The organism is Chryseobacterium jejuense (genome assembly GCF_900100075.1).
Lineage (GTDB): Bacteria > Bacteroidota > Bacteroidia > Flavobacteriales > Weeksellaceae > Chryseobacterium > Chryseobacterium jejuense.
Window position 1 is genome coordinate 471,968 of record NZ_FNEG01000002.1, and the last position, 13,540, is coordinate 485,507.

Annotated in this window: 9 protein-coding genes; 4 read left to right on the forward strand and 5 right to left on the reverse strand. The window is 35.6% G+C overall.

All coding sequences use genetic code 11. The features are described from left to right. Positions 1-60 precede the first annotated feature (60 nt). Together BLS98_RS07690 and BLS98_RS07695 are read left to right on the forward strand one after the other, a co-directional pair. A complete protein-coding gene (locus BLS98_RS07690) occupies positions 61-2,268 on the forward strand; it encodes a S46 family peptidase (protein ID WP_089735196.1) in 2,208 nt (735 codons plus the stop codon). A 76-nt stretch (positions 2,269-2,344) separates the two neighbouring features. Beyond that, positions 2,345-2,821: a YdeI/OmpD-associated family protein gene (locus tag BLS98_RS07695; RefSeq protein WP_181575131.1), complete on the forward strand. Its 477-nt coding sequence runs from the start codon at positions 2,345-2,347 to the stop codon at positions 2,819-2,821. A 16-nt stretch (positions 2,822-2,837) separates the two neighbouring features. Here BLS98_RS07695 and BLS98_RS07700 read toward each other — a convergent pair whose 3' ends face one another. Continuing rightward, entirely contained in the window at positions 2,838-3,119 is a 282-nt protein-coding gene (locus tag BLS98_RS07700; protein ID WP_089735200.1) for a hypothetical protein, read from the reverse strand. Between the two features lie 207 nt (positions 3,120-3,326). Between BLS98_RS07700 and BLS98_RS07705 the strand changes: the two genes are divergently transcribed. After that, positions 3,327-4,547 carry a spondin domain-containing protein gene (locus tag BLS98_RS07705; protein WP_089735202.1) on the forward strand — a complete coding sequence of 407 codons (1,221 nt, stop codon included), beginning with the start codon at positions 3,327-3,329 and terminating at the stop codon, positions 4,545-4,547. 101 nt (positions 4,548-4,648) lie between these two features. Here BLS98_RS07705 and BLS98_RS07710 read toward each other — a convergent pair whose 3' ends face one another. The 4 genes from BLS98_RS07710 to BLS98_RS07730 form a co-directional block, all read right to left on the reverse strand. Then, complete coding sequence (locus BLS98_RS07710; RefSeq protein WP_089735204.1) at positions 4,649-6,184, reverse strand: YifB family Mg chelatase-like AAA ATPase; 1,536 nt, start codon at positions 6,182-6,184, stop codon at positions 4,649-4,651. A gap of 632 nt (positions 6,185-6,816) precedes the next feature. Beyond that, complete coding sequence (locus BLS98_RS07720; RefSeq protein WP_089735208.1) at positions 6,817-8,070, reverse strand: hypothetical protein; 1,254 nt, start codon at positions 8,068-8,070, stop codon at positions 6,817-6,819. A gap of 58 nt (positions 8,071-8,128) precedes the next feature. After that, positions 8,129-11,842, reverse strand: a complete 3,714-nt coding sequence (locus BLS98_RS07725; protein WP_089735209.1) for a hypothetical protein — start codon at positions 11,840-11,842, stop codon at positions 8,129-8,131. 296 nt (positions 11,843-12,138) lie between these two features. Continuing rightward, on the reverse strand, positions 12,139-13,110 hold the full coding sequence (locus tag BLS98_RS07730) for a hypothetical protein (RefSeq protein WP_181575132.1): 972 nt from the start codon (positions 13,108-13,110) through the stop codon (positions 12,139-12,141). Positions 13,111-13,259: 149 nt separating this feature from the next. On the opposite strand from BLS98_RS07730, the gene BLS98_RS07735 reads away from it, so the two are divergent. Beyond that, entirely contained in the window at positions 13,260-13,445 is a 186-nt protein-coding gene (locus BLS98_RS07735) for a hypothetical protein (protein ID WP_089735211.1), read from the forward strand. The last annotated feature ends 95 nt before the right edge of the window (positions 13,446-13,540 follow it).

Genomic DNA, 13,540 nt, shown 5'->3' on the forward strand with positions numbered 1-13,540 from the left:
AATCCGGGACAGAATCTCATAAAAATTAGTAAATTAGCGACACAAAAATTATTTTATAAAATGAAAAGACTATTTCTACTATTCACTTTCTTATTGGGCTTTGCTCAGATGAGGGCGGATGAGGGGATGTGGCTGCTTATGCTCATCAAAAGACTTAACGGTGTTGATATGCAAAAAGAGGGTCTACATCTTACGCCTGAAGAAATTTATTCAGTTAACAATTCCAGTTTAAAAGATGCTATCGTAAGTTTTGGTGGTTTCTGTACTGGAGAGATTGTTTCTGATAAGGGACTTTTATTCACTAACCACCACTGTGGTTACGGAGCTGTTGCTGCGGCATCTACTCCTGAAAAAGATTATCTGAAGAATGGTTTCTGGGCCATGAAACAGAAAGACGAATTTAATGCAAAGGATCTTTATGTAAGATTTTTAGTAAGAATGGATGATGCTACTCAAAGAATCACATCCAAGCTAAACAACAATATGACCGGAGCAGAGAGAAAAGCTGTAATTGATGCTGAAACAAAAGCTATCCAAACAGAAAACTCTGAAAACGGAAAATATACTGTAGTGGTAAAAGATTTCTTTAACGGAAACGAATTCTACTATTTCGTATACCAGGATTATAAAGATGTAAGATTAGTAGGAGCACCTCCTTCATCATTAGGAAAATTCGGTGGCGATACTGATAACTGGGAGTGGCCAAGACACACTGCAGACTTCACAGTTTTCAGAGTATATGCTGATGCTGCAGGAAATCCTGCTGAATATTCTCCAAGCAACGTTCCAATGAAGCCTAAGCATTTCTTACCGGTTTCTCTTAAAGGAGTTAAGCCTGGTGACTTCTCAATGATTCTTGGATATCCAGGTAGAACAAACCGTTATTTGACTTCTTACGGGATTCAGCAGATGGTAAACAAAGACTATCCGGCTTGGGTTGAGGCTTCTAAAACGGCAATGGATGTAATGAAGAAGTACATGGATAAAGATAAAGCTACTCAGCTTAACTATGCTTCTCAATATGCTTCTGTAGCGAACTACTGGAAAAACAGACAGGGAACAATTGATGCTGTTAACAAAAACGGAACGATCTCTGACAAACAAAAAATTGAAGACATTTACACTAAATGGTCTGCAATGCCAGGTAACGATGCTTATGATGGTATCTTACTAGACATTGATGCTTATTACAAGCAGGTTTCTGATAGAAATGTTGAAAGAAACTATGCTTCTCAGTTCTCGAGAAACGCTAAGTATATCTCTCTTGCTTTACAGGTAGGTTCTGCATTAAAAGCTTATGCTGCTCAGGATATGCAGGGAAGATTAGCAATGAAAGCTAAAACTGAAGCTGCTATTAAAGCTGCTTATGAAAACTTTAGTACTCCTTTAGAGGGTGAAATGCTTGCTGCAATGACTAGTCTTTATCAGGCAAGAGTAAAAAATAGAGAAGTAGCTTCTGCTACGATCCTAGGATTAGATGCTAAAACAGTTTCTAACCTTGCCTATTCTTCTATTTTTGCAAACAAAACGTCTGCTACCAACTTCTTACTAAACCCTGATGCATTAAAACTTGATGCAGATCCACTTTGGAAAGCAGCAAACGGTATTGTTGCAGATCAGAAAATAAGTACTGAAAGATTTGTTAAAATTGATGACAATTTTGCAAAAAACAGCCGTTTATTCTTAGCTGGTTTAGTAAAAGCAATGCCTGAGAAGAAATTCTATCCAGATGCTAACTCTACAATGAGATTAACTTATGGTACTGTAGATAAACTTCCTATCAGAGAAGACAGAAACTACTTTGGTGTTACTGATAACTACTATACAGATATGTCTGGTCTTGTTGGAAAATACAAGAAAGGTGATGAAGAGTTCGATTTACCTCAAAGAGTAATTGATCTTTACAACCTAAAAGATTTTGGACAGTATGCTGATGCAAAAGGATTCATGCCTGTAAACTTCCTTTCTAACAATGACATTACAGGTGGAAACTCTGGTTCTCCGGTAATTGATGGAGATGGAAACCTTATTGGTATTGCATTTGACGGAAACAGCGAGGCTTTAAGCGGTGATATCGTATTTGAACAAGAATGGCAGAAAACGATCAACGTAGACGTTCGTTTCGTTCTTTGGACAATTGATAAGTTTGCTGGTGCAAGAAGATTAGTTGATGAATTAAAGCTTGTAAGAGATGCAAATACTCCGGCTGATACAAAAACTAAAAACTCAGGTACTACAACAACACCTAAGAAAATAAAGAAAAAATAATCTTATCTGATATATTTTTGAAACCGTGAAAGTAATTTTCACGGTTTTTTTATTTTTGAATATTAAAATAATGCTCATGAATTCTAAGCCTATATTATTCACAGCCATCATTAAGCAAAACGGAGAAATGAATGCTGCTTTTGTGGAATTTCCTTTTTCAACAGAAGAACTATTCAACAAAAAAGGACAGGTAAAAATTAAAGCTTTGTTTGACGACAAGGTTGAATATCGCGGAAGTCTGACTAAAATGAAATCCGCCTGCCATCTATTAGGACTGACTCAAGAAGTTAGAAATCAGCTTGGAAAAACTTTTGGAGATGAGGTTGCAGTTTCTCTTATAGAAGATAATGAAGAGCGGATTGTTGACATTGCTGAGGATATAGTCTCCGTCTTTAATGAAAATCCGGATGCAAAAGGACTATTTGATAAAATGAGCTACACTCATAAGAAGGAATATATCCGTTGGATTGAAGAAGCTAAAAAACCTGAAACAAGAGAAAACAGAAAGATTAAAATGATTCAGATGATTTTGGAAGGAAAAAAGGGAATATAAACCACTTATTTTCCCATCATCCTTTTACTTTTGCTTCCAAAAATTGTCTTCCTCCACCATTGGTGACTGTCAGGAATCCATCATAATGGGCAACCTTTACCCCAAGGTCATTAATTACCTCTTTAAAATATCCTTTCATTTCTACATGATCAGACTGCCATAGAAATTGTGCAGACTGTCCTTTTTGATTCTGAAAAACCAATGACTTCAACTTATCTTCAACTCCTGATGATTTAAGATCTATCACTGCACTTTCATTGGCTACAAAGTCCTTAGCTAATACCATAAAATTATTCATTTGCGGTTCTTTTGGTTATCAATTTTTCTTTATCCTAAACAAAGATCTTTATCTGTAGCGACAGAACTCGACGTATTATTTCACAAAGTAAAAATCTCCACAAACCTCACTCATTTTCATCATTGTAAAAAATATTTGATCTTTTCTTGTCAGGATTTTAAAAAGTACCCGACTATACTTTTAACGATAACTAAAAAAATCACTGTTATGAAAAAGACCTTTTTAAAATTGACAACAGCTGCAACAGGAATTGTGGCAGTATTTACGCTTTCATCATGCAACGACTCAGACAACAATATGATGGAGATATCTTCTCAAAGAACCATCACCTTTGAAAATGTTGTTATTCCTAAAGATTTTGTGGAAAGTGGAAGCTTTCAGGGAACAGGAGCGGCTCCGGTTATTTTACCCGGACAATCTGTAGCCATCAAATTCAGTGCAGGAAAAGCTCAATCATTGATGTTTGCAACAATGTACGGAGCCTCTAAAGACTGGTTCTTTGCTTCTAAACAACCAGGCATCAAACTGTTTACCGACAATGGAACAGCTATTATAGGCGATGTTTCGTCAAGTGTATTGCTATGGGATAACGGAACAAAGGACAATGCCGGACAATCGGAAAGCAAACCTATCGCTCAGGTTCCTAATGTAAACGCCCCACAACTGATGAAACTTAATCTTGATTACAATGAGATGACCTCAGAGTTTACCCTAACCATTACCAATACTTCAGGCGGAACAGCCAATGAAACTCCTTTTTCTCCCGGAGTTTGGGCCGTTTCCAATTATAATGGTGCTCAGTTGCTAAACAGTGTTCCATTCTTCACTCCTAATTCTTTATCCAATCCTGAAATTACAGATATAGCCCAGATGGGAAATATTGATAAGATGAAAGTTAAACTTAATGCTAATACGGGGATTATGACTGGCCTCTCTCCTGCTTTAGTAGTTGTTTATCGCGGGGACAAAAATCCAGTCTATGAACTAGGAAAAATGGATACCGGAATGGGATTAAAGGACATTGCACAATTCGGAAATGTAAGTAAGCTTCAAAACAGCTTACAATCTTTTCCGGGCATTAAAGGAATTTACGTGGCAGGAAATGCTCCTGTTCCTCCGGGAAATAAGATCATGACCAGCTTCAAGGCAGATCCGGGCGATAAAATTGCTTATGTTACTATGTTTGGTTTTTCTAATGATTGGTTCTACGCAAATGAAACAAGTATTGATGCAACTGTAAAGGGTGACCTTAGTTCAAAAACAGCATTATTTGATTCCGGTACAGGAGTAGATCAATATCCGGGAGCTGGAAACCGTCAGGCTCTATTTGGAGGAACTCCACAAAGTGAAACGATGGTTATTTCAAAAGTTGGAACTCAATATCCTGTTCCTTCTGTACAGAATGTGATTAAAGTAACAGTAAATTAAATTCGTTATAGAAATTAAAGACCCAGACAGTAATCTGTCTGGGTTTTATTATTTATATAGTAGAGAGTTGAATTTCTTTTAAATGACTGAAATTTTATAAATTAAGCATTCCAAAACTCCCGGTCTAAACTTCGGTACTGTATGGCTTCAGAAATATGATGGGAAAGAATTTTTTCGGATCCTTCAAGATCTGCAATAGTACGGGCTACCTTCAGGATTCTGTCATATGCTCTTGCGGAAAGGTTTAGTTTTTCCATAGCCAGTTTAATGAGACTAAAAGAAGTTTCATCCAGTTCGCAAAATGCTTCAATTTCTTTGGGTCCGATCTGGGCATTGCTGCTAATATTAAGATTTATATAGCGCTCATTCTGAATCTCTCTCGCTTTCAGGACCCGTTCCCGGATATCCTTGCTTTGTTCTCCTTTTCTCTTTTCTGATAACTGTTCAAATTCTACTTTCTGAACCTCGATATGAATGTCAATCCTGTCTAGAAGCGGTCCGGAGAGTTTATTCATATACCTTTGCATTTCATACACCGAAGAGGTATTGTTTGGGTCGTCAGGAAAAAAGCCACTTGGGCTTGGATTCATAGAAGCGACCAGCATAAAACTTGCAGGATAATTAACGGTAAATCTGGCTCTTGAAATGGTTACTTCCCGATCTTCCAAAGGCTGTCTCATCACTTCAAGCACTGTTCGTTTGAATTCCGGCATTTCATCCAGAAATAAAACACCATTATGGGCCAGTGAAATTTCTCCCGGCTGAGGGTAACTTCCCCCACCAACAAGTGCAACGTCTGAAATGGTGTGATGTGGAGCTCTGAAGGGACGAACAGTCATTAATGAGGTTTCTGTTCCTATTTTCCCTGCTACTGAATGTATTTTTGTGGTTTCCAATGCTTCTTTCAGCGTTAATGGAGGTAAAATACTCGGAACTCTTTTGGCCAACATTGTTTTTCCGCTTCCTGGAGGACCTATCAGAATAATATTGTGCCCGCCAGCAGCGGCAACTTCCATAGCTCTTTTAGCGGTTTCCTGTCCTTTAACCTCCGAGAAATCAAAAGGAAAATCATTGATTCTTTCATGGAATTCCTTTTTAGTATCCAAAATAACCTTCTCAATAGGCTGCCCTTCATTAAAAAAATCAATAACCTGTTTTATATTTTCTACCCCGTATACATCAAGATCGCTTACAATGGCTGCTTCCCGAGCATTTTGAATAGGTAGAATAATTCCTTTAAAGCCTTCTTCACGGGCCTGAATGGCGATGGGTAAAACGCCTTTGATGGGCTGTAAACTTCCGTCCAATGAAAGCTCACCCATAATGATATAGTTCTGAATTTCTTCAGCAAGAATCTGATCTGACGCAGCTAAGATTCCGATGGCTATACTCAAGTCGTAAGCAGAGCCTTCTTTTCTCAGATCTGCAGGAGCCATATTGATGGTGATTTTCTTTCCGGGAATTTTATATCCTACATTTTTCAATGCAGCAGAAATTCTGTAACTGCTTTCTTTGATGGCATTATCAGGAAGTCCTACTAAATGGTATCCTACTCCACCAGTATCTACATTTACTTCAATAGTTATCGTTTGGGCAGCAACGCCATGAATGGCACTGCCATAAATTTTGATCAGCATGGTGTGTTTTTGAAGTAAATATAATTAATATACTATTTTAAAAATCTGGCAGTTATGCTGATAATTTTCTACAGAAAAAATGATTTTGAAAATGATTTTAAGGAAAGCCGTATTCAGATAAAGCATGACATCACAAAACATCTATAGAATATTCTATTCTGGAAAGTAACATTAAAAAACTCTACTGATAGTGAGAGGCTTAATTCATTAGAATGATTATTCCTTATTTGTTTTATAATACTTAAAAAAATACAATGGAAAAAAAGATAAAAATAATCTTACAATAATTCCAAACTTAAGTTCATAATATTTCCCGGAATCTATATAAAACAAACAAAATAATGTAAATAATGTAAAAAATGCTATTGCATAAATTAAAGAAATTCTGTGGTCTTTCTTTATATAAAGAATCAGATATGTAATATTAATCATACAATATGCCACCGCTAAGATAAATCCAATTAAAGCACTCGAAGTTCCCTGAAAACCTAAGAAATCAAGAGAGCACAACCCCATTAGAAGTAATCCGCCTAATAAAAAAGTGGACACAATCTGTAATTTTTTCCAGAAAACAATAATAACTCCTATGAGGATTAATAAAACAGCTATCTGAAAAAAATTAAGACCCATTTTTATTTTTGTATTGTTATTTTGTATGCTTCAGTTATAAAGAATCCAAATCTACTAATTTTTGGATTCATCCAATTCGTTATTTCCTCTATTTTTATATGTGAATCCGAAAATCCTTGTTCTTTTATATATTTTACTGTAAGATCTCTAACATCTTTTGCGACTTGTAAATAATCAGTTTTGAAAACGCCATCCCCTGCCGCTAAAGGTCTAACTATTTCTGCATAGAAAACAGGAATATATATTTCTTTTTTTCCCAGGAATTTTGCAATTTCATAATCAATAATCCCTTTCATAGAAGGTTTCTCGTGTTCATTCTTTTTTAGAAAATTAAGCATTTTATTAAATATGGACAAATCTAATCCATTATAATTCAATCCATACTTTGTTGCAATAATCCATGCTAAGTTTTGTACATAAATAAAATACCACTGTGGGCGAAGATAAATCTGATCAGGATATGAACCATCAGAGTCAGCATGTTCAACTGTAAATCCATCTTCACCATACATTATAAAATCAGAAGTTCCTCCAGGCAAGTATAATGCTTTTAATACTTCTTTAAGTGTTTCTCCTTTAAATATCTGTTTTTGTTTAGATTCATTTTCTAAAAATTCAACCCCATACTTATCCATATAATAAGTAAAAAACTTTACCCAAGGTTCAACTTTGCTTTTCAAATTTTCTTCAGAACCAACCTTCCAGGCTTCGATATATTTTTTAATGGTGGCATCATCAGCATCCTTTAAATCAATGTCTATCTTAATATCATCTGGTTTTAAATTATTTATTTTGGTATGAGCATAGGTATCTCCAAAACGATGTAATAATTTCCCCAATTCTTTGATATCTTCGTTTGGGGTATATAAAAATTTAACCGCAGTAAAAAACTCCTCAATACCATGAAAGCCACCTGTAAGAGAGTGAATATCCTGTTGTGGCCCAAATAAATGCCCCCATGTATCATTTAATTCAAATCTTGTTTCGTCATGTATCGTTGTATCAGGAGCTTCAGTAGCTGTGGCAAGGGTTTTTGCTAATTTTTTATCCATTCCCAACATTAAACAGACTAGATATACTGTACTGTAATGTCCATCTGTTTCATAAAATAGAAACGCTTCATATTTTTTACGTATCTCAGCAAGTTCAGCAGCCGAAGGTACAGCCGTCTTATGCAGCCTCAAAGCTTTTACCTTCATATTGTTATCTCCTGAAGTATTCTTTGGCAGTCTTAACGCAGTCACTTTATTCTTCATTTCTTTAGGTTTTAAAAGAAACTAAGCGGAAAAAATCCGCTTAATTTCTAAATTATTATTAATCTTTAGGTAATGTACTTTCTGTTTTATCCGAACGGAATAATTGAATGTCCCTTTGGTCAAAGCTTGTTTTGGTTTCAAGTTCTGAAGGGTTTTCACAGTTTTCCGGATCGTTTTCTACAAAGAATGGAAGTGGCTGTTCTACCGGCAATCCTGTGGATTTGTCCTGAAGAATTGTTAAAGTAGTGGGAACTCTTGTAATCCAGTATTTTCCTTGTGGTTTTCCGATTGGCTGACGCATCTCGTCTACAATACTCATATACATTGGATCTCCAATAACAGGAACTTCTCCACCATTCCAGATTTTACCTGTTGTAAGGAAAAACTGAACAGCATCTTCAAAACCTGGTTTTACGGTTACGATAACTCTGGCCATACCTGCCTGTAAAAAGCTTCTGAACAAAGGATCTACACTTTCACTCAGGTACATTTCCTGCCACATCTTACGGTTTGCCCAATAATACGGGTAGAAGGTATAATCCATAATATCCCATTCAAAAGCCTGTTCCATGAATTTAGCCAATGCAGTATATTTGTCAAGGTTTTCTCCAAGATTTACTTTGAAGTTTTCCATTTTATCCCCGCTTGTAAAATCCTGTCCTAATACCTCTAAATAGTCCTGCAGCAAATAGGCTACACAGTTGTGTTTCAACACATCATGCTCCATATATCTGTAGAAGTTGCTGGTCTTTTCTTTACCTTCACCCTCTTTCTTTTTCTGCTCAGCATCTAATTTTGCCTGATCTTCAACAAATTTCTGATAAGCAGCTTCGTAAGCAGCAATAATTGCATTAAAATTCTCTAAATACCATTTATCCATAAAGGTATCGGAAAGCTTACAAGCTAAAGTGACATTCAGAGTTACTTCTCTGATATTTTGACCTCTATAAAGGAAGTTGAAAGTTCCTTCAAGGTTTAATCCATCTTCAACCCAGGTTCTCTGATATGGGCTGTCAAATGAAATAATGCCTCTTTCTCCACCTTTACCATTACTTACAATAAGTGCGCTTGGATAAACGAAAAAGCTCCTTGTTGCATGAAACTGCAGTGTCATTTTCTTGGCAACATAATCCGGCGTTATATTGATCTGAGTTCCTATAGCTCCAAAAGTACCACTGGTACCTGGTCTTCCCTGAATATTCTGATATACTTCAATTTCTTCTTTAGGAAGATCGGTAAGCTGTACTCCATATTTATCTGCCCAATATTGTAAAAGCTCTTTGGTAGCAACTTTTGCATTGCCCATATTATAAGGTTTATCTGCTTTTCTTGGGTCTATAGGTGCTGTAAGTAACTGTCCTTTTGAAACAGCCAGAGACAAACGGTGCAGCTTTGCTGGCTCCGGAACCATAAATTCAAACATGGTACGTTTACCATAATTGTAGATTTGATTTTTCATCTTTTTATCTACCCATCTGTATACTCCCGTAATATGCTGAGGCCCGCTACTTACATTATCAATTGCAGTACCTGTAGGATTCATAATTCTCCCTCTGTTATCAAATTCATGAACATTGGTTTCTGTATATTCTTTGATAATTTTCTGAATCCTTTCTTCAGAGATTTTTGTAAGTACTTTTTCCATTGCCTTTTCAGTAATCTCCTGAGATTTCATCACTGCCTGTCTGGCACTGTCATGTCTGGCGGTATTATTGGCATAATCTGCTCCAATCTCAAATTTATTGGTGATTCCATCAAAGCTATATCTTGCATGGGCGTTGATATTCTGCTGTCTTTCCAATTCTCTGGCAACCTCAGTCTGCATATCTGTTCTTGAGGTTTTACCTGTATCGGATGTTTTTTCCATCTCCTGAGATGCACTTGAAGTATCCGTAACTTCGGAATAATCTCTGGAAACAGAAGATTTATGCCTTAGCTCGCTGGCCATTACGTTTTCAATATTGGAAACCTCACCCGGCACATAGGCATGTACACTCTGTACCACTTTAAGATAGTCTGCAACTCCTAATCTTTTGATTCCGAAATTTTTCCTTTTTGAATTTCCACCTGTCAGATCTTCATTTCCAGCTCCATTAATTGCTCTTTTCAGAGTAAGCATTCCTGTCAAAAATTGATTGGCAGGCACATTTGACAATTCAAGGTAACCTTCTCTTCCATTTTCAAAATAAACATTAATCCTGATTTTTGAAATAAGGCTGTATCTGCCTGTCATCATTGCCGGAAAACTTACCATTCCGTTAATAACATTGATATTATTGAATGATTCTTCATAGATTCCTGTATTTGATTCCAATGTTACTTTTGCATTGGCTACGTTCCAGGAATTATCTTCTACTTCAAAGGCAAAATTTATAAATGTTCGGGAGCTGGTAAACATACTTCTGTAAGACTGAGCATATAAACTATAGGCCAAGTGTGTTCTTTGAAGTGAATTTATTACCGGGACAAGAGCCCCACCGATATTGGCATACTGTGCCTGTTCATTAGTTCCGTTTTCCATGGCAGTCTGTTCTGTACTGGCAATTTGATTCTGAATATGGGAAACTACGTCACTATAGGACTGGAAGCGGTCGTCAACTCTAAGAACCTGTTTTCCTACTTCTAATTCAGTTTCAGAAATGACTTTATAAGTGCCATCCATTGGAAGTTCAGGAAGTCTGATCTCTCCAGCGCTCTTATCTGAACACAATTCCATAAACAGATCAAAAGAATCTATAGTCAGCTTTGCCTGAAGATCATAAACATTAAGGCCATTTCCGCCTTCAAAATTAAAAGGCACAATTCCAGCCTGTAAGTCTTTTAAACGATCATATAATTTTTGTAATTCTTCTTCAGATCCTTTTTTTTCTTTTATAATCTCAATATCACTGATTATTTTTTCAATTGCAGTAAACTGTTCCTGATATGTTCTTTTATAAGCCTCATATGCAGACTGATAAGCCTTGCTAACGGATGCATAATGGCTTTCCTGTAATGGCTTCAGTTCAGCATTCAGGGTTTCCATTTTTTGTTTTCTCAATAAAGATTGAGTGAGTTGCAGATCTTTCTCTGCATTGGCTTTTATTCTCTCAACATCTTTAATCGGTAAGCCCAATGATCTCTGCGCAACTATTCCGCGGGAATTTAAAATTCCTGGATTTGAAGCATCATCTTCTACAAATAAGATTCTCGGCATAACGAGTCTTCCATCCAAAGCATTATCCAAAGGTGTTTTGTCTCCATTAGCTTTAATGACATCATTGTTTAGATCCATATTTTGGGCAAATCCGAAGTGAAGAGCCTTCAATACATGGCTGATTGCTTCTTTAACATAAAAGTCTTTTTGAGTAACTACCTGATAGATAAGATTATTCCAAAGCAGACCAAATACTTCAAGACCTCTGGCATTCAGTTCTTTATTAACATCAATTAGTTCTTTATAGAAAAATTGCGTTGTTGTTAAGCCAAAACTGTCTAGTTTTTCTTTCTTGGCAATCTGCCTTCCGATAATTAGTAACTGCCCAAACTCACCTGTTTCAATTTCTTTCTCTGTTTTAAAAGCTGATGGTGCAAATTCAGCAGCTACCATAGGAAGTACATCCGATTTTTTTACTCCGTTCAGTCTTGCTGTAATAGCAGTATCAAAAACTCCTTTTACTCCTTGTGGTCTGTGGATAAATCCTAAATTTCTTCTTTTTGTTTCTGTTAATTGTGGGTTTCTTAAGCTCACAAATCTAAATAACGTCTGTGACGCATTGTTATTAGTTGACATTTTAATTTTGTGTTGGTTTTATAAAGGTTAAGATTTGAAGATTCCTATTTTAGCAGAATACTTCAATTGTAACTTTATTTTTTAAGGTGGTTTCAGATAAAAGATATCCACCAGGATTTTTAATACTTAGGCCTTTTCTTTAATTTCCTAATGCAAATATCGAGGAAGTAAACGCCAAAACTCGTCGTATTAAAATCATTTATACAAATTTTCCACCTATTATAGAGCGCACAGAATTAATTTACTAAAAATCAAAAAACCACCGGAAATTCGGTGGTTTCTTTTTATTAGTCGTATTACAAATTATCACAATTAGCTACAAACAGAGGTTTTGGTAATTTTTTTACAACAACTTGTGCCTGTGAAGTTCCTGTGATCCTGTCAAACTTCATCAGCACATTATTATCATGGTAGTCTTTACTTTTGTAATTCAACTCCTTAACTGGAACAGCAGGGTTTACGTATACATTCTTTTGTTTGTTGTATTTGTAGTTATTCAGATCTATTTTCTCATTCATATCATCATTCATGTTATAGGCGTTGTTCACCAATTTATAATCTGCATCAAAAGCCATATCAAAAGATTGGTTCATAAATTCCAGCTCCTTTTCATTGGAAAACTCTTCTTTTACAGTAGATTTCTTAATGATTTCCCCTGAGCCACTATTGGCATCTGACAATCCTTTTTTTGTAATTTTAAAAATAAAGTCATTGTGATACAAACTATCCTGCATATGTTGAACAATGAAATCATTATAATCACCAGTAGGAAAAGTATACATCAGTTTCGGAATATCTACCCCTCTTCCATTTTCATAACTCAGATTTTCAAGTAGAGTTATGGCAGAGAATTTTTCTTTGAAAACATGTACATTAGGATAACTTAAGCAGTTGGCTTCATCGTTAAAAAGAGACTGCATTTTATCAGGAAATTCACCTATGATAATATTACTGTTTCCAATACCATCACCCGCAAAATTAATTCGCATTCCTGTTTTAATATCAGGGTTTTTGTGAGCATATACATAGAATTTAGCCTCCGGATTTTTGGGTTTCAGATAGAGAAGATCTTTTTCAATACTCCATGTTCCTTTTATCAGAGTTGCATAAGCTATAACTAAAAACGTTTTATTTTTATTGATAATGAAAACCGCTCCTTTTGCTTTATACACTCCATCAATATTATCGGTGTTTTTTTGAGCATGAATCAGCACTGTACAAAATATTATTAAAAGGAAAACTATTTTATTAAAATTCAATTTCATCATTACATATTTTGATAAATATCGTGAAAATGTTGGAAAGAAATATAAAATGTCCCTAACATGAAAAAGGATTTCCCGTTCAATCGTTTTTTCACTCAGATCAAAGTTTTGCTTTTTCCAGCACTCTAATTTGCAACACAATAAAGAAACTTATGGCAGAACTTGAAAAAATTGTATACATCTCTATTATTCTCATCGTCATTATTTCAGTAAAAGAAAGGCTAAAGCCGGCACTTTCACTTTTACTTTTACCAGCAGGTCTTATCTTAAGTCTTACAAAGCTGGTTCCTTCTATAGACATGAGTCCTGAGATGATCTTTTATGTTGTTTATCTATAAAAGACATCATAAATGCATACTTCGGATAACCTATTAAAAGAAAATGTTTTACAATAAAATTTAGCCATAATGATCTCAACCGAAACAAAAAAACA